Origin of the sequence: Aeromonas sp. S12(2024) (genome assembly GCF_041402305.1) — a bacterium.
GTDB classification, from domain to species: Bacteria; Pseudomonadota; Gammaproteobacteria; order Enterobacterales; family Aeromonadaceae; genus Aeromonas; species Aeromonas veronii.
The window spans coordinates 48,652-66,754 of record NZ_JBGLRB010000006.1; the positions used below are offsets into that span (position 1 = coordinate 48,652).

Genomic DNA, 18,103 nt, shown 5'->3' on the forward strand with positions numbered 1-18,103 from the left:
ATTTGGAATCAGGCGTTAACCACCTGGGCAACCGCCTTCTCGAAGCGGGCCAACCCCTCCTTGATGTCCGCTTCCGGGATCACCAGTGAAGGGGCAAAACGAACCACGTTGGTACCAGCCACCAGTGCCATCAGCCCCTGATCGATGGAGGCCAGCAGGAAGTCGCGGGAGCGCCCCTTGTAGGCATCGCTCAGGGCCGCGCCCAGCAGCAGACCCTTGCCGCGGATCTCGCTAAAGCAGTGGTATTTGGCGTTGATTGCTTCAAGGCCATCGCGGAACAGCTGTTCGCGCTGCTTGATGCCAGCCAGCACCTCCGGGGTATTGATCACGTCGATCACCGCTTCGGCGACCGCACAGGCCAGCGGGTTACCGCCGTAGGTAGAGCCGTGAGTGCCCACTTTCAGGTAAGAGGCGATTTCGTTGGTGGTCAGCATGGCGCCGATGGGGAAACCGCCCCCCAGCGCCTTGGCGCTGGTGAGGATGTCAGGCGTGACGCCAAGCCCCATATAGGCATAGAGATCACCGGTCCGGCCGACGCCGGACTGCACTTCGTCATACACCAGCAGGGCATTGTGTTTGTCACACAGCTCGCGTACCCCTTTGGCAAACTCGTCGGTAGGACGAATGATGCCCCCCTCCCCTTGCAGCGGCTCCATCACCACGGCGCAGGTGTTGTCGGAGATCACCTCGGCCAGCGCCGCCAGATCGTTGTAGGGAACATGGGTAATGTCACCGGGCTTGGGACCGAAGCCATCGGAGTAGGCTGCCTGGCCACCGACGCTGACGGTAAAGAAGGTACGACCGTGGAAGCCCTGATTGAAGGCGATGATCTGGGTCTTCTGCTCGCCAAACTTCTCGATGGCGTAGCGGCGAGCCAGCTTGAGAGCGGCTTCGTTCGCTTCGGCGCCGGAGTTGCAGAAGTAGACCTTGTCGGCGAAGGTGGCGGCGACCAGCTTCTTGGCCAGACGCAGGGCCGGCTCGTTGGTCATGACGTTGGAGAGGTGCCACAGCTTCTCGCCCTGGGTTTTCAGGGCCTCGACCAGCTTGGGATGACAGTGACCCAAACCGTTGACGGCGATGCCACCGGCGAAGTCGACATACTCGCGCCCTTCCTGATCCCAGACACGTGACCCTTCACCACGCACCGGGATGATCTTGGCGGGCGCATAGTTGGGAACCATCACTTCATCAAACACTTCACGTGTCACTGCCAACAACTCTGACATATAGCTCTCCTTCGATTCGGCGACAGAATAATCCACCGCCCAAAAGTTAAATCCGTGTAAACGTGACGGGATTATCACAGAAATAAAGTAAAAAGTCTGTAACAAGACGGCCTATAAGGAACAATGTTCGATTGCTCTTGAGATTTTAGGCAACCGCATTGCATAACGACTCAGGGGGGCTTGGCAAGAGATAATTTGGGCAGGAGAGGGGGTGAATAAAGTGTCAGGGAAATTTTTTTTGCCTTCTCTCGAACTTGAGAAGGCGATCACAACTTTTTATGAACGCGCCAGAAAGTTGGCCAGCAACTGATGGCCCTGCTCGCTCAAAATACTCTCCGGATGGAACTGAACACCCTCGATGGGGAGCGTCTTGTGGCGCAGCCCCATGATCTCGTCAAATGAGCCATCGGCATGCTCGCTCCAGGCGGTGACCTCGAAGCAGTCGGGCAGCGTGTCGCGCTCCACCACCAGCGAGTGGTAACGGGTCACTCGCAGCGGGTTGTTGAGCCCCTTGAACACCCCCTCATTGCGATGGCGGATGAGCGAGGTTTTGCCGTGCATTACCTGACGGGCACGCACTACGCGGGCGCCGAAGGCCTGCGCCAGCGACTGATGACCGAGACAGACGCCGAGAATGGGCAGCTTGCCAGCAAAGTGGCTGATAGCGTCGAGAGAGATCCCCGCCTCATTGGGCGTACAGGGACCGGGAGAGATCACCAGAAAACGGGGGGAGAGCTGCGCTATGGTATCAAGCGTCAGTTCATCATTGCGCTTGACCACAACCTCTTGTCCCAGGGCGCCGAAATATTGCACCAGGTTCCAGGTAAAAGAGTCGTAGTTATCGATCAACAACAGCATGAGATAACCAACAGCGGAGAATTAACGATCGAGATAACGGCCCTGTTCCATTTCCCGTTCACGCTGACACTCGGCCAGATAGATGGCGGCAGCAACGGCAGGGGTTTTATGGTGCTTGTCGATGGCATTGGAGACCATCAACTGCAGGGTATTGAGGTTTTTCGCCTTGCGAAATTTACGTAGCCAGTGACCTTTGTCACTCAGCTCTTCAGCAGAAATAGTTGGTTGAACAGGCATGCTTTCTCTTGGGGATATTACCCAGGTTGAAATAAAGAAATTAAACAAAATAGCCAGGCAGAAAATAAAGAAAGCCAGGCAAATACCCAGCTCTCTTCTACTACACCTTCCCAGTATGTCAGGCTCGAGGAACGAAGCCGACTACATCATATACGCTGGTCAGGGTTTTTTCAGCTCTTTCGCGCGCCTTTTGTGCGCCTTCTGCCAGAATCGCGATCAGATGGGCCTCATCCTGACGCAACTCGTGGAAACGGGCCTGGATCGGTTCCAGCAGCGCCACCACGGCTTCGGCGGTTTCGGTCTTGAGGTGACCGTACATCTTGCCTTCGAAGTGCTGCTCCAGCTCGGGGATGGAGCGGCCGGTCACACCGGACATCAGGGTCAGCAGGTTGGAGACACCCGGTTTGTTTTCCGGGTCGAAACGCACCACCGCCGGCTCGTCGGAATCGGTCACCGCACGCTTGATCTTCTTGACGATCTGCTTGGGATCTTCCAGCAGGCCGATGAAGTTGGCTTCGTTGTCATCCGACTTGGACATCTTCTTGGTCGGATCCTGCAGACTCATCACCCGTGCCCCTTCGGTCGGAATGAAGGGCTCCGGCATGGTGAATACCTCACCATAGAGGTTGTTGAAACGGGTGCAGATGTCGCGGGTCAGCTCCAGATGCTGCTTCTGGTCGTTGCCGACCGGCACCTGATTGGCCTGATAGAGCAGGATGTCGGCCGCCATCAGCACCGGATAACCGAACAGGCCGACGTTGACGTTGTTCTCGAAACGGGCGGACTTGTCCTTGAACTGGGTCATGCGCGACAACTCACCCATCTGGGTATAGCAGTTGAGGATCCAGCCCAGCTCAGCGTGCTGCGGCACGTGAGACTGGATGAAGACGGTGCTCTTCTTGGGATCGATACCGACCGCCAGATAGAGGGCGGCTGCGTCCAGACAAGCCTTGCGCAGGGCAGCCGGGTCCTGGCGAGTGGTGATGGCGTGCAGGTCGACGATGCAGTAGAGGCAGTCGAACTCATCCTGCATGTTGACCCACTGACGCAGGGCCCCCATGTAGTTGCCGATGGTCAGTTGACCGGAGGGTTGCGCTCCGCTCAATACGATTGGTTTAGTCATGAGAGTGTTAATCCTTGTTATTCAGCCAGCCCAGCTGCGCTATTAGACCAAAAGTGCATCGAGCTGGGCAAACTGCTCGAATACCCAGTCTGGATGGGAGTCGGCGATGGGGCGGCCATAGTTGTAGCCGTATGTAAGACCCACCACCTTCATGCCAGCCGCCTTGGCCGCCAGCACGTCATTTTCGGAGTCGCCCACCATCAGGGTGCGAGCCGGGCTAACCCCCAACTCCTGGCAAGCGTGCAGCAAGGGCTCCGGGCTCGGCTTCTTGACCGGCACGCAGTTGCCGCCAAGCCAGAGTTCGAAACAATCGCTGATGCCGAGGGCATCGAGGATGGGGGCCACGAAATCGCTCGGCTTGTTGGTAACGATCGCCTGCTTGTAACCCAGAGTTTGCAGACGGCGCAGACTCTGCGCCACCCCGTCATACATCTCCAACCCTTGCAGCAGGCAAGCGTTGTAGTGCTGGAAAAAGATCGGGCGGGCCTTGGCAAACAGCTCAGGATCGGCCTCGCGATAGGCGAGCGCCCGCTGGATCAGCTTGTCGGCACCATTGCCAACCCAGGTACGGATAACCGCTTCATCAGCTTGTTCCAGACCGAGGTCTGCCAGAGTCAGATTGACCGCCAGCGCCAGTTGGGCGGCGCTGTCAATGAGGGTGCCGTCCAGATCGAACAGCACCAAATCAAATGCGCGCTCAGCGTGTGACATGAGCCAGCTCCGCACGCATCTTGTCGATCACCGCCTTGTAGTCAGGCTGGCTGAAAATGGCCGAGCCGGCGACAAACATGTCGGCGCCCGCTTCGGCGATCTCGCGAATGTTGTCGACCTTCACCCCGCCATCGATCTCGAGGCGAATATCGCGGCCGCTCTCGTCGATCAGACGACGCACCTGACGCAGCTTGTCGAGGGTGCCGGGGATAAAGCTCTGGCCACCGAAGCCCGGGTTGACCGACATCAGCAGGATCACATCCAGCTTGTCCATCACATACTCGAGGCAGGAGAGCGAGGTAGCCGGATTGAGCACCAGACCCGCCTGGCAGCCCATCTCCTTGATGAGGCCCAAAGAGCGATCAACGTGATCGGACGCTTCCGGATGGAAGGTGATGAGGGAAGCACCCGCCTTGGCAAAATCGGGAATGATGCGATCCACCGGCTTGACCATCAGATGCACGTCGATGGGGGCCTCGATACCGTAGTCACGCAGCGCCTGACAGACCATGGGGCCAATGGTCAGGTTGGGGACATAGTGGTTGTCCATCACGTCGAAGTGAACCACGTCGGCACCGGCAGCCAGTACCTTGGCTACATCGTCACCCAGACGGGCAAAATCGGCAGAGAGGATCGAGGGGGCAATCAGAAAGTCTTTCATCAGCATCATCCATTGGCAGCCAGGGAGAAAAAGCGGCGCAATTTTAACGTAAAAGGCGGGCGAAAACGACTCGAATGCGGGGTAAATGGGGCAATCACCTCCCCTCCCCCAGCAGCCCGGGTTATAGGACATCGGCACGGGCGCGGACTCGCCCATAAAAAACGGCGCCCCTGGGCGCCGCATGGTCTGTTACGTCAGTGGCAGCAGTTCACTGTCGCTGGGATAGTAGCCCTGCTCCGGTTCGATTCCGGGCGGATAGAGCGCCAACAACTCGGCCACCTTGTTGCGGGTGCCGCCATTGCGGCTGATGGTGCGCTTGACCAGGATCTCGTCGAGGCGGGCACCGCGATAAAGCTCACGAGTCAGCTCAATATCGTGGTTGCTGATCAGCACCGGCACCCCTTTGTGAGCGGCTGTGTGGCGGGCCAATCGCGCCAGGATCGCCTGATCATCCAAAGTAAACCCACCGGAGGCATAGGTGGTGAAGCTCGCCGTAGTGGAGAGCGGCGCATAGGGAGGATCACAGTAGATAACCCAATCCTCTTCGGCACGCTTGATGGCGTCGGCGTAGCTCTCGCAGATAAAGGTCGCCTTCTGCGCCTTTTCGGCAAAGGCCCACAGCTCTTTTTCCGGGAAATAGGGCTTCTTGTAGGAACCGAACGGCACGTTGAAGCCGCCCTTCTTGTTGTAGCGGCACAGTCCGTTGAAACCGTGACGGTTGAGAAACAGGAACAAGAGTGCCCGCTCGAAGGTGGTCTCGGTCTGATTGAACTGGGTACGCAGCCGGTAATAGGCCGCCTTGTGGTTGTGCTCTGCCACAAACAGCTTGCGCGCCTCGGCAATGAAACTGTCCGGCGTCAGCTTGAGGTGGTTGTACAGGCAGATCAGATCCGGATTGATGTCGTTGAGCACATACGCGTCGTAGTCGGTGTTGAGAAACACAGACCCGGCCCCGACGAAGGGCTCCAGCAACACACGCCCGGCCGGCAGGCGCTCGGCGATCTCTTCAACCAGGGAGTATTTTCCCCCGGCCCATTTTAAAAAAGCGCGTGTTTTTTTCATGGAAATCCGGTGTGTAAGAAGGCAAGACCCAAAAAGGGGGACGATTCTACCCCCTTATCCGGTATCAAGGCTATTGCTTCAGCTCTTTTTGTACCTGTGCAAACGACTTGGGCCAGGGCTGGCCTTTCAGCAAGGCTGGCGGAAGCTTGCGAATGGCACTCTTGGCCTGGGTCAGACCGGCATAATCCCCTTGCAGCACCACGTACCAGGGGCTGCCACGGAATTTGGTTTGATATACCCAGACCTTACCCGCCAGACCATGCTCGGCGACAAACTGATCCACCGCCTTGGTGTTGCTCGCCCCCATCAGCTGAACGCTGTAGTGGTTGCGCGGCTTCTTGTTCAAGGTGGCGACCGGTGTCAGGGCCACCTTGGGTGCTGGCGCGGCAACCAGCTCGTTGCTGGCGGTTTTGGTGGTGGCCGCAGGCGTTGCGGTTGTCGCCGGATTCAGTGCTTTGGAGGTACTGGCTGGCGCCGTGGTTGCGATTGCACCACTGGGGGCTGTGCCACTCGGGTTCTTGCCGGTCAGCTCGTCCACCACGTCAGTAGGCAGTGCGCCGCTCACCTTGGGTTCGGTCATCAGCTTTTGCACGACCTCGTCAGAGATCACTACCCGACGCCCTTCGTAATTGGTTGATTCGGTGGTCACGGTTTCGCCCTCTACCGACTTGGGCAGCACTTTCGCCTCCGGCTGCCAATCCTTCACAACCCCGTTGGGATTGCTGGCTGCATCGCTGTTTTGCGCGCCTTGTTCAGCGGCATCGGTATTCGAACCGCCTGCGGTGAGGGGATCGCCTCCCGTTACCGGGATCGGCAATGCCGTGTTCTGCGCAGGATCCTGCAGTGCCGGTTTGCTTTCATTGTCAAACAGCGCAGGCAGAAGGTAACTCAATGCCAGCAGGCCGCCAGCGACCAGCGCGATAGCGGTGGCAATCTTCTTGACAGGCAACTCCGCCTGACGCTTCTTGGGCCTTCTGTCGGTCATGATATCCTCCAGTAACTGCATGATGGTGGACGGATGTCCGTTCGCCGTATTCAGGATCTCCTCCACTTGCGGCTTGGGCAAGAGGGTCGCCGGGATCTTGAGCTCTTTGGCTTTTTCATACAAGAAGATGCGCTGCTCGGGCGGGCTCAGGGGCGGCACTTCCAGCTCAAGGGCTGGCATGGCACGCCCTTTGAGCTGCGGCCGTTGGGTACGACACCAGACGTCACTGCCCGAGACAATAATGGCCAGCTGATGGGGCGCCGCCAGGGTATCGTTATGACGGATGATCGCCCACAACTCTCCCAGCAATTCGGCTGGCAACTGGTCGGCCCGCTCTATCAGTAGCAACAGGGTGGCTGGCTTGCTCCCCTCCAGCATGCGAAAGAAGCTCTCCGCCAGCGCATCCTGTGGATTGAACAGCGGGCGCGCCACCACCTGTGGCAGCAACAGCTGGCGTACATCCACCATCTTCATGGCAGGCGTGCCGATCAGGCTCACCACCCGCACTTTTTCCGGCAACACGCCGAGCAAGGATTCGCACAGGGTACCGCGACCACAACCGGGTTTACCGGAGAGAAAAATGAAAGGGTGATTGAATTCAATCAGATGCAGCAGCCGGTCAACCAGCTGCCGCTGGGAAGGAAGTTTTAGCAGTTTATTCGTCACGACCAGACTCGATCACCGCCAGCAACTCGGCATCGGACACATCCCCCACCACCTGCGCATGGCCGATGCCAACCGGCAACACCAGACGCAGCTTGCCTTCCAACACCTTCTTGTCACGGCGCATATGGCGAATAAAGGCGGCAAAATCCATCTCGGCAGGCGCATGAATGGGCAAATTGGCGGCCAGCAGCAGGGCGCGCACTCGCGCAACGTCCGCTTCGCTCATATCGCCACGGGCCTGCGCAGTCCAGGCAGCCAGCATGGTGCCGGCGGATACTGCTTCACCATGCAGCCAGTTACCATACCCCTGCTCGGCCTCGATGGCATGACCAAAGGTGTGACCCAGATTGAGCAGCGCACGGACGCCGTGCTCGGTCTCATCCTGACCGACCACATCGGCTTTGATCTCGCAGCATCGTTTGATGGCGTAGGCCAGCGCGGCAGGTTCCAGCTGTTGCAGACGCACCATGTTCTGCTCCAGCCAGCTGAAGAAATCAGCATCCCAAATGATGCCGTACTTGATCACCTCGGCCATCCCTGCGGCAAATTCGCGGGCGGGCAAGGTACTCAGACATTCGGTATCGATAACAACTTGTTTGGGCTGATAAAAAGCCCCAATCATGTTCTTGCCGAGGGGGTGGTTGACCGCGGTTTTACCGCCGACAGAGGAGTCAACCTGGGAGAGCAGAGTGGTCGGGATCTGGATAAAAGGAATGCCACGTTGATAGCTTGCTGCCGCAAAGCCCACCACATCCCCGATCACGCCGCCCCCCAGAGCGATCAGTGTCGTATCGCGCCCATGGTTGGTTTCAAGCAGAGCAGACATGATCTGCTCAAAAGTCGCCAGGTTCTTGTATGCCTCACCGTCAGGCAGGATCAGGTGTTCAACCTGAAAACCCGACAGCAGAGCTGTTACCTGTTCAAGATAAAGCGGAGCAACGACCGTGTTGGTCACTATCATCACCCGCTTGCCCTTGATGGTCGATACCAGCGCCTCGGGGCGCTGCAACAACCCTGCAGCTATCTCGATGGGATAGCTGCGTTCACCCAGTTCGACCTTCAACCGTTCCATGGACGTCCTCTAGATTACATACCGATCAGCTTTACAATTTGATTGGCAACGATTTTTGCGCTCTGGTCATCGGTGTGCACAACAAAGTCGGCAACCTCTTCATACAGGGCATTGCGCTCTTGTGCCAGACGTTCCAGCACTTCGCGTGCAGGTTCTTCGGTCTGTAGCAGAGGGCGGCGTTTGTCTCGCTGTGTGCGCGCCAGCTGCTTTTCAATAGTGGTTTCGAGGTAGACCACGATGCCACGAGCAGACAACTTGTTGCGGGTTTCGCGACTCTTGATGGCACCGCCACCCGTCGCCAGCACGATACCCTGCTGCTCTGACAATTCGCCGATCACCTTCTCTTCGCGAATCCGGAAACCTTCTTCGCCTTCAACATCGAACACCCAGCCGATATCAGCACCACTGCGGCGCTCAATCTCATGATCTGAGTCGAAAAACTCCATATGCAGTTGTTCTGCCAGATGTCTACCTATGGTGCTCTTGCCCGCACCCATGGGACCTATCAGGAAAATATTGCGTTTCTCAGCCATGTCTTTTCGTTAGTAATTACAAACTGTACGACCCCGATGAATACTGGATCGGGGTACCTATGAACCTTATCTTGCGATGGATCAGGAGGGGGATTATCTCAATAGATATCGGGACTGGCAACCGCAGCCCTTACGCCCCAGCCTCATTGGGGCGTAAGGTTATATGTGTTTTACCTTCACATGTAAAGCATTCAGAAGGCGTCGGTGACTATCTTGGGCGTCACGAAAATCAGCAACTCCCGCTTTTTGTTCTCGCTGGTGGTCTTGCGGAACAAGGCCCCCAATCCGGGGATATCGCCCAACAAAGGCACCTTGGTTACATCGCTCTTGATGGTCTGCTGATAGATGCCGCCCAGCACCAGCGTCTCGCCATTGTTCACCAACACCTGAGTGGTGATGGACTGGGCGTTGATGGAAACCGCATCACCGGTACCGGTCGGTACCGTTTCCCCCTTGGTATCTTGGGTCACGGTCAGGTCGAGAATCACCCGATTGTCAGGGGTGATCTGCGGGGTAACCTTCAGGCTCAAGACCGCCTTCTTGAAGGTAACCGAGGTAGCACCACTGGAAGAGGACTCCACATAGGGGATCTCGGTACCCTGCTCGATCAATGCCGGTTTCTGGTTCGCCGTGGTCACCCGCGGACTGGCGATAATCTCGGCCTTGCTCTCTTTTTCCAGCGCCGACAACTCGAGATCCAGCAAGGTGCCATCAGCCAAACGGGCAACCTGGAAGGCCAAAGTACCGGCCGCATTGGTCACCGGCAGGTTGACATTCATCCGCTGCTTCTCGGAAGGTCTGGTAATCGTTGAACTACCGTCGTTATTACCGGACGAATCATTCCCTTCAATAGAGCCTGAAGTGCTGTTGCCGTGACCATCGTTTTTGGTCACTCCCCAACGCACCCCGAGCGCTTCATCAAAACCGTCATCAATGGTCACCATCCGCGCCTCGATAACCACCTGCTTGACCGGAATATCGAGGATATCGAGCATCCGTTTGATGCTGCTGATGACATCGGCAGTATCCTTGACCACCAGCACGTTGGTTCGCTCGTCCACGCTCACCGCACCACGGGGTGACAGCAACTTGGTACTTTCGGAAGAGAGCAGGGCCGCCACTTCCGAGGCCTTGGCATAGTTTATCTGCAGATATTCGGTATAGAGCGGGGCCAAATCAGCAACCTGATTGCGGCTCTCAAGTTGCTGCTTCTCGCGCGTTGCGATCTCTTCCGCCGGAGCCACCAACAGAATGTTGTTATCCAACCGCTTATCCAGACCCCGTACCTTCAAAATAATGTCGAGCGCCTGCTCCCACGGCACCCCATCCAGACGCAGGGTAATATTGCCTGCTACCGAATCTGTGGTTACCAAGTTAAGGTTGTTGAAATCAGCGATCAGCTGCAACACGGTACGGACTGGAATATCCTGAAAGTTCAATGAGATGGGCTTTCCCTGATACTGCTTGGATGCCGTGGCCGTCGTCCGCTTTTTCACCTCGATAATGAAGAGCTTGTCTGCCTGATCGTAACGGTAATCAAACTGACCATTGATCGACAGTTCAAACAGGGTATCGCTCCCCTGCCGGGAGACTTCAACCTGAGAGACCGGAGTTGCAAAATCCTGCACGTTGATCAGATTAAGCAAGCCATCCGGCACCCGAGTGCCATGAAACTTGGCCAGTACGGTCTGGCCTCGGCTGCTCACATCGACGGCGGCCGAGCTGTTATCGAGCGTGACCAGAAACTCCCCCTGGCCATCTTTACCACGACGAAAATCCACACCGGTAACCGAGTTGAAATAGGCGCCGCCCCCACTGCTCTGATAGTTGTTAAGCACCGGCTTGCTGGCAGGCTGTGTGGCTACCGGCGTAGTCACGGGCGCAACAGGCATCGACCGGGCGACGACCTGAGGATTGAGCAGTGCCGAGGGAGAGGGTGTGGCCACCATCGCAGAGGGTGCTGTCACAGGAGTAGCCGAGGTTGCGGGTGCAATCAGCGCGCTCTCACCATTGATGAGCCCGGAAGAGGCCCCCTCGCCCAATGACACCAGTAATTTGTTCCCCTGTTGCTGAACCTGATAGGGGGCCAGCTGATCGAGTGCGATCTTGATATCCAGACCTGCGCCCTTACCCTCAACCTTGATATTATCAACCCCCAGGCGCTGGATCGGCAGCGGGTTCACTTTCAGCGCCCCTGCCGCACCGGGAACATGCAACAACAGCTGATTGGGTTGGTAAGAGAGACGATCGGTAAAGCCCGTGACCGGCTCACTAAAACTGAGCTCGACCAGCAATTGATCGGCCAGCAGCGGATTGACCTTGATCTCCTGCAGGGTTGCCACTGCCCACGCCTGACTGAGGGCGCAGGCGCAAAACAGCAAAGCCACTTTGGATACACTCTCTATTGTTGTTCTCATTGCTGTTCGTCCCTGATTATTGTTTTTCTTGCACATTGGCCATCGCCAACTGGGTTTCTCTTGTTACCCAGCACCCCTTCCCGTCCGGAATGGTTTCCAACAAATCCACGGCAGTGTCAGTGATCTTGATGACCCGGCCCTGATCAAGCCCCATATACTGGTTGAGCCCGACCCGCATCGATTTGCCATCCGGGGTGCTGATCAAGGCCCACAACTGACCCGCCTTACCTAAAGAACCATGCATCGACAGACTGGCCAGCGAATAATTTTCCAGCACCTCTTTCTCACGATCCATCAGGGTCTGTGCACAATCCGGCTGGGCCTTGGCAGTACTTGTACTTCCGACCGTCGCCTCAGGCTGGGGAACCATGAAGGGGCTGCGCAACTCGCGTTGCTGGTAGTGCATAGGGGCAAAAGGCTTCAGCTCGGGCAAGGGCTCGATAGGTATGGGTGGCCTTGCTTTAGTCTGGGCGACATAGCTATCCATGTCCTCCTGACCACCACAGGCCGCCAGCAAGAGGGCAGGCAATAACCAGCAGATGCGTCTCATTGTTTCGGCTCCACTGTTTTACCGTTGTACTTGTAGGTCTTGGCCAGCATCGACATCGAAATCAGCTCCCCTTCATCCTTGCTCTGACCCAGAGTGAAGGAGTCAAGGATGACGATACGGGGCAAAGCGGCCATGTCAGCGGTAAACTTGCCAATTTCATGGTAAGTGCCCACGACTTCGATACGCATTGGTAGCTCGGTTGAAAACTCGTGCTTTACCTCGGGTTCCCAGTTGATCCGGTTCAATTTCAAGCCGTTGTCGGTAGCAATAAAGCTGATATCGTCCAGCAGACCGGCGACCTCATGGGTATTGGGCAACTGCTTGAGCTGGGTATCAACCAGTTGCTCAAGCTGAACCATTTGCGCCTTGTATGCCCCCAGGTTGGCAGCCAGCATCGCCTTGCTTTCAAACTGGGCTTTCAGTTCGGTCTCTTTCCCCGCTTCCTGAGTCAAACTGGTCAGTGAGTTGGCAATCACGTAATAGTAGATGGCGCCGCCGGTCAACACGCAGCAGAAAAAGATGAAGACCCCTTTTGCCCATTTTGGCCAGCTTGCTATGTCATTGATATCCAACTCGTTGAGTTGCTGAAGGTTCATTGTTGCTCCTTGGCCACATTCCCTGCAGCCGCAGCATTGTTGGCGATCAGGAACATCATGGAAAACTGGCTCAATGACACTGGCGCAACATCAGCCGCAAAAATAGTGCTTATCTTTGCCTGACCCAGCCAGCCGGAACCATCAATCCGCCGCATCATGCTGGCCACCCGACCATAGGCTTCGGTCTTGCCATTTACATCAATAATATTGTTCTGCATCGAGAGGGTGTTGAGGTAAACCCCATTGGGCACCAATGAAGGCAGCTGATTGAAGAGGCGGACGGGCACATTGCGGCGCATCTGCAACTGCTCGATGAGCTGCATCCGATCGATCAGTTCCTTGCGACGCTCTTTGAGCAGACGGATCTCCCCCAGCTGGGCATCCAGAATAGTCATCTCCTGAACCAGCCTCTGGTTGCGCTGCTGCTGGGCGACGATCTGGCGATCAACCAGCCAGTTGGCAAAAAATCCCAACGCGACCGTGGCCAGCACAAAAATCCCCAGCAAGGCCCCGAACTGTTTCTTTTGGCTCTGGGCCCGGGCTTCACGCCAGGGTAGAAGGTTTATATTTGACATGGTGTGAAACTCCTCAGAGCCAACCCGAATGCCGTCATATATTTAGCACCATGTACCAGCTCGGCCTCCCCTTTCGGTTTGCCAAACAGGGCGAACAGATCCGGGTGCAACACCTCGCAATTGACCTCTTCTTTTACCTGCACCAACAAACCGGGTAGCAGACTGCCTCCCCCTGTCAGCACCAGTTTTGCGATGTCGCGATAACCGGATGAACTGCAAAAGAGCTGGATATTGCGCCGCACTTGCTGCAACAGCGAGTTGATGTGGGGCATCAGCACATCCAGCTCATGGTCAACAGGCAAGGTACCGTTGGTTTTAGCCTGCTCAGCCTCATCCAGCGTCATGCCATAAAAGGAGGAGAGCGCCTGGCTGTACTGATCGCCGCCGAAGTTTTGCAAGCGGGAGTAGATCACCTCTCCCTTGACCAGCGCCGCAAAGGTCATGGCACTGGCACCGATATCTATCACCCCGATCGGCCGTTCACTCTCCTGCAATTCGGGCAGACATGCCACCACGGCACGGCCCAGCGCATGGGCGCCCACATCCACCACCTTGACGGCAATACCGGCTTCGGCAAGGGCGCTGACCCGGCCGTTGACACTCTCGGTGCGGGCTGCGCTCAGCAGCACATCTTGACGATCTTCGCTATTGTTGGTGCTCAGCACCTCAAAATCGAGACTCACTTCATCAAGGGGGAAGGGAATGATCTGCTCGGCCTCCAGCTGCACCTGACTCTCCAGCTCCTTGTCGCTGAGGCGGGCATCAATCTGGATCACCTTGGTTATCACGTTGGAGCCGGTCACCGCAGTGGCGGCATAGTCGCTGTGAGCAGGGATCAGGCGCTTGAGGCTCTTGAGAGATTGGCTGACACGCTCGATATCCTGCAATTGATAGTCAACCAGCGTCCCTTTCGGGGTGGCAATATCGGCGACCGACTCGAGATGAAGCTTGCCAGGTCGGCCACTGAGGGTAACGGCCTTGATGGTCTGGCTGCCAAAATCAATGCCCACCAGAGGGAGGAGGGATCCCTTGTTAAAAAGCCCAAACATATACACATCCATGCGTTATTTGGTTTTATTCCTGAACAGAGTGTAGGACACCCGATCAGAGGAGTGCTTCACTCATCCTAAATGCTCTAACTATCAATGTCATAAAGTTTATGCCGAAAAGTGACCCATCTCGCTTTCTTCATGGCAAGTGGCCCTCCTTGGTTATTGCTCCCCGTAGTGCTAACCTCTCGCATCCTTTTGAGGTGGGTGGCTCGCCACAGGAAAACCTCGAATTCCCGATGGCAAAAGGGCTATACTCTGCGCCCGTTGGCTAATTTTAAGACGATTGGTAGTTCTTCCATGCTGAAATGGCTCGTTCGCCTGTTTATTGTCATGATGCTGGGTGCAGTGCTGGGTGTCGCCAGCCTCATCGGTATCTACTTCTATATCAAACCCCAGCTGCCCGATGTCACCGCACTGCGTGACGTCAAGCTGGCAACCCCGATGCGGGTTTACAGCCGGGATGGGGAGTTGATCGCCCAATATGGCGAAATTCGTCGCATTCCGCTACGTCTGGACGAAATTCCGCAACCCATGATCGATGCCGTACTGGCGACCGAAGATGCACGTTTCTATGAGCACCCGGGCATTGACCCGATTGGTATCATTCGAGCCGCATCCGTCTGGGCTGTTTCCGGCCATGCCCGTCAGGGGGCCAGTACCATCACCCAGCAGGTTGCCCGCAACTTCTTCCTGAGCAATGAGAAGACCATCATCCGCAAGATCAAGGAGGTCTTCCTGGCCTGGCGGATCGAGCAGAATCTCTCAAAAGACGAGATCCTCGAACTCTACCTCAACAAGATCCCCCTTGGTTATCGCTCCTTCGGGATCGGTGCTGCGGCACAGGTTTACTTTGGTAAAGAGGTCAAGGATCTGGGACTGGATGAGATCGCCATCATTGCAGGTCTGCCGAAAGCCCCCTCCATGCTCAACCCCATCCGCTCCCCCGAGCGCGCTTTTGCTCGCCGCAACGTGGTGCTGGGCCGGATGCTGGAAACCGGCAAGATCACTCAAGCCCAGTTTGACGAAGCGTCCAAGATGCCGATCAAGGCCCGTTTTCACGGCGCCGAAGTGACCTTGCATGCCCCCTATCTGGGGGAAATGGTGCGCCAGAAGATGGTCGAGCAGTTCGGTGAAGATGCCTACACCATGGGCCTGCACGTCTACACTACCGTCTCTGCCGAACGTCAGCGGGCGGCAAGACAGGCACTGCTGGATGGCGTTTTTGCCTATGACATGCGCCACGGCTATCGCGGCCCGACGGCTCAGTTGTGGAAGGCTGGCGAGACAGCCTGGGATTACGAGCAGATCGTCGCTCACCTTGGCAAACAACCCACTTATGATCCGCTGATGGCGGCGGTCGTGACCAAGCTTGGTGATCGCAGCGCCACGCTGGTACTGAAGAATGGCAAGGAAGCAGAGCTCGGCTGGAACGGCATTAAATGGGCCCGCTCCTTTATTACCGACGACCGTCAGAGCTATGCCCCGAAATCAGCGCGCGATGTGCTGAAAGTCGGCGCCCAGATCTGGGTACGGGAAGAGGGCGAAGAGTTGCTGCTGGCCCAAATCCCAGACGTCAACGCCGCGCTGGTTGCCATGAACCCGAAAAATGGGGCACTGGAAGCGCTGGTCGGTGGCTTCAGCTTCGAACTCTCCAAATTCAACCGGGTCGATCAGGCTCGTCGTCAGATCGGCTCCAATATCAAGCCTTTCCTCTATGCGACCGCGCTGGAGCACGGCTATACCCTGGCATCGCTCATCAACGATGCGCCGATCAACCAGTGGGATCCGTCAAAAGGGCCCATGTGGCAGCCCAAGAACTCCCCGGCCGTTTATGATGGCCCCACCCCGCTGCGTCTGGGACTGGCCAAGTCCAAGAACGTGATGTCGGTTCGACTGATGCGCGCCATCGGTCTGGATACCTATATCGACGGTCTGACCCGCTTTGGCTTCCCCCGCGACTTTATCTCTCCCCATGAGTCGCTGGCACTGGGTGCTGCCGAATTCACCCCCCTCGAGGTAGTGCGTGGTTACTCGGTTCTGGCCAACGGTGGCTTCCTGGTGACCCCATACTTCATCGACAAAGTGACCGACAGTCTGGAGAACACCCTCTATCAGGCCAATCCTGCAATTGCTTGCACCACCTGTGAACAGCAGCCCGCACCCGAGCAGAGCACACTGCCGCAGCCAACTGTTGATGGAGCCGCACAAGATGGCACGCAGACCCCTCTCGCGCCAACCATCGCCCCGCATACCATCAGTGCCCAGAGCGCATTCCTGATCACTGACACCCTGAGCACGGCTATCTGGGGTGGCAACGGCTGGCGTGGTACCGGCTGGCGTGCAGCCCGCGACCTGAAACGTCACGACATCTCCGGTAAAACCGGTACCACCAACGAATCGCGGGATGCCTGGTTCTCCGGCTACACCCCGGACATCGTAGCTACCTCCTGGATCGGTTTTGACAACCACCAGCGTGGCCTTGGCCGTGCCGAATTTGGCGGTGGCGCCGCGCAGCCTATCTGGATCGACTTCATGAAAGTCGCCCTCAAAAAGCTGCCGGAGCACAAGATGCCGGTTCCCGAGGGGATCATGACGGTGAAGATTGATAGCGAAACCGGCCTGCTGGCGACCAGTGGCGGCACCGACGAATACTTCAAGGAAGGGACCGAGCCGACCCGCTACGCAGCACCGAGCTCGGATGGCAATCAGGTCTACGGCGGTGACAACCCCGATGTAGAAGGGCCTGTCTCAACCGACGATATCTTCTAAGCTGCTCTCGCGGCAGAAGCAAAACCGGCAGCCTTGGCTGCCGGTTTTTTTATTGGGCCAACTGCTTGGTCATCAGCGTGGCGATCGAGGCGGCCAGCTCGTTGAAACAGGGGCGACGCACCGAGTAGTGGCGATAGAGCAGCGAGATGGTACGCCCCGGCACAGGGTCAACCACAGGTCGATAGCTCACCCCGCCCTCATCATGATCGGCAGGTACGGCCAACCTTGGCACCAAAGTCATGCCACTACCGGCGGCCACCATGTTGCGCAGGGTCTCGAGACTGGTCCCCTTGAAGCGTTGATCCTCACCTATCCCGCCAGCGAAACAGAATCCCATCGCCTGATCCCGCAAACAGTGGCCATCAGCCAGCATCAGTAATTTCTTGCCCTTGAGATTGCCAAGCGGCACCTGCCTGGCTTGTGCTTCGGGGTGATGGCAAGGTACTGCCAGCCACATCGGCTCATGGTAGAGCTGGATTGAACCAAACCCCTCCATCCCCGGCATCTCGGCCAGAATGACGCAATCCAGCTCCCCCTCTTCCAGCCGTTTGAGCAGGGTTTGGGTCTGCTCCTCATAGAGGTAGAACTCCAGCTGGGGAAAACGCTCACGCAGGGTCTGGATAATGCGGGGCAACAGGTAGGGGCCCACGGTCGGAATAAAACCGATATGGATCTCCCCGGACATCGGCTCGGAGAAGTGCTGACCGATGCTCTTTAGCTCACGCACCTCCTTGAGCACCCGACGCGCCTGATGGGCCATGGCATCGCCAGCCGGAGTAAACAGCACCTTGCGCGAGGTACGTTCGATCAGAATGACCCCGAGTTCATCCTCCAGCTTGCGCAGCTGGCCGCTCAGGGTGGGTTGACTGACAAAGCAGCGTTCAGCGGCTTTGCGAAAATGTTTTTCCTCATCCAGCGCCACCAGATATTCGAGATCGCGAAGATTCATACAGCAAGAGTCCTGCCTGGAAAATGGGCCATCAGCATGCACAATATCGTCCGGCGGGACA

At 57.1% G+C, this 18,103-nt stretch carries 17 protein-coding genes; 1 reads left to right on the plus strand and 16 read right to left on the minus strand.

Features of this window, described 5'->3' with window-relative positions; genetic code table 11:
• Positions 1 to 8: 8 nt before the first annotated feature.
• From ACB035_RS07765 to tapM, 15 genes are all read right to left on the minus strand, one after another.
• On the minus strand, positions 9 to 1,226 hold the full coding sequence (locus tag ACB035_RS07765) for an aspartate aminotransferase family protein (RefSeq protein ID WP_058055649.1): 1,218 nt from the start codon (positions 1,224 to 1,226) through the stop codon (positions 9 to 11).
• A 276-nt stretch (positions 1,227 to 1,502) separates the two neighbouring features.
• Positions 1,503 to 2,084 (minus strand): aminodeoxychorismate synthase component II, encoded by a 582-nt coding sequence (locus ACB035_RS07770; protein WP_371167008.1) that lies wholly within the window; start codon positions 2,082 to 2,084, stop codon positions 1,503 to 1,505.
• 21 nt (positions 2,085 to 2,105) lie between these two features.
• Complete coding sequence (locus ACB035_RS07775; protein WP_005334997.1) at positions 2,106 to 2,321, minus strand: hypothetical protein; 216 nt, start codon at positions 2,319 to 2,321, stop codon at positions 2,106 to 2,108.
• 118 nt (positions 2,322 to 2,439) lie between these two features.
• Positions 2,440 to 3,444, minus strand: coding sequence for a tryptophan--tRNA ligase (gene trpS, locus ACB035_RS07780; RefSeq protein WP_005362251.1), 1,005 nt, complete (start codon positions 3,442 to 3,444; stop codon positions 2,440 to 2,442).
• Positions 3,445 to 3,486: 42 nt separating this feature from the next.
• Positions 3,487 to 4,155 carry a phosphoglycolate phosphatase gene (locus tag ACB035_RS07785; RefSeq protein WP_371167009.1) on the minus strand — a complete coding sequence of 223 codons (669 nt, stop codon included), beginning with the start codon at positions 4,153 to 4,155 and terminating at the stop codon, positions 3,487 to 3,489.
• Positions 4,142 to 4,816 (minus strand): ribulose-phosphate 3-epimerase, encoded by a 675-nt coding sequence (rpe, locus tag ACB035_RS07790; protein ID WP_005335006.1) that lies wholly within the window; start codon positions 4,814 to 4,816, stop codon positions 4,142 to 4,144. The genes ACB035_RS07785 and rpe overlap by 14 nt, the downstream gene beginning before the upstream one ends.
• Positions 4,817 to 5,005: 189 nt before the next feature.
• Entirely contained in the window at positions 5,006 to 5,878 is an 873-nt protein-coding gene (locus ACB035_RS07795; protein WP_005335008.1) for a Dam family site-specific DNA-(adenine-N6)-methyltransferase, read from the minus strand.
• 70 nt (positions 5,879 to 5,948) lie between these two features.
• On the minus strand, positions 5,949 to 7,529 hold the full coding sequence (locus ACB035_RS07800) for an SPOR domain-containing protein (RefSeq protein ID WP_371167010.1): 1,581 nt from the start codon (positions 7,527 to 7,529) through the stop codon (positions 5,949 to 5,951).
• Entirely contained in the window at positions 7,519 to 8,601 is a 1,083-nt protein-coding gene (aroB, locus tag ACB035_RS07805) for a 3-dehydroquinate synthase (RefSeq protein ID WP_005362254.1), read from the minus strand. The genes ACB035_RS07800 and aroB overlap by 11 nt, the downstream gene beginning before the upstream one ends.
• Before the next feature lie 14 nt (positions 8,602 to 8,615).
• Positions 8,616 to 9,134 carry a shikimate kinase AroK gene (gene aroK, locus ACB035_RS07810; protein WP_005335014.1) on the minus strand — a complete coding sequence of 173 codons (519 nt, stop codon included), beginning with the start codon at positions 9,132 to 9,134 and terminating at the stop codon, positions 8,616 to 8,618.
• A gap of 191 nt (positions 9,135 to 9,325) precedes the next feature.
• A complete protein-coding gene (gene pilQ / locus ACB035_RS07815; protein WP_259585510.1) occupies positions 9,326 to 11,551 on the minus strand; it encodes a type IV pilus secretin PilQ in 2,226 nt (741 codons plus the stop codon).
• A 16-nt stretch (positions 11,552 to 11,567) separates the two neighbouring features.
• Positions 11,568 to 12,101 (minus strand): pilus assembly protein PilP, encoded by a 534-nt coding sequence (locus tag ACB035_RS07820; protein WP_005335020.1) that lies wholly within the window; start codon positions 12,099 to 12,101, stop codon positions 11,568 to 11,570.
• Positions 12,098 to 12,697: a PilO family type IV pilus biogenesis protein TapO gene (gene tapO, locus ACB035_RS07825; RefSeq protein WP_019446350.1), complete on the minus strand. Its 600-nt coding sequence runs from the start codon at positions 12,695 to 12,697 to the stop codon at positions 12,098 to 12,100. The genes ACB035_RS07820 and tapO overlap by 4 nt, the downstream gene beginning before the upstream one ends.
• Positions 12,694 to 13,272: a PilN family type IV pilus biogenesis protein TapN gene (tapN, locus tag ACB035_RS07830; RefSeq protein WP_371167011.1), complete on the minus strand. Its 579-nt coding sequence runs from the start codon at positions 13,270 to 13,272 to the stop codon at positions 12,694 to 12,696. Before tapN ends, tapO begins: the two co-directional genes overlap by 4 nt.
• Entirely contained in the window at positions 13,260 to 14,321 is a 1,062-nt protein-coding gene (gene tapM, locus ACB035_RS07835) for a PilM family type IVa pilus assembly protein TapM (protein WP_279486673.1), read from the minus strand. Before tapM ends, tapN begins: the two co-directional genes overlap by 13 nt.
• Positions 14,322 to 14,621: 300 nt before the next feature.
• Here tapM and ACB035_RS07840 point away from each other — a divergent pair, with 300 nt between their 5' ends.
• A complete protein-coding gene (locus ACB035_RS07840; RefSeq protein WP_371167012.1) occupies positions 14,622 to 17,093 on the plus strand; it encodes a penicillin-binding protein 1A in 2,472 nt (823 codons plus the stop codon).
• 49 nt (positions 17,094 to 17,142) lie between these two features.
• Here the strand turns inward: ACB035_RS07840 and oxyR are convergent, their stop codons facing one another.
• Positions 17,143 to 18,042 (minus strand): DNA-binding transcriptional regulator OxyR, encoded by a 900-nt coding sequence (oxyR, locus tag ACB035_RS07845; protein WP_371167013.1) that lies wholly within the window; start codon positions 18,040 to 18,042, stop codon positions 17,143 to 17,145.
• Between the last annotated feature and the right edge of the window lie 61 nt (positions 18,043 to 18,103).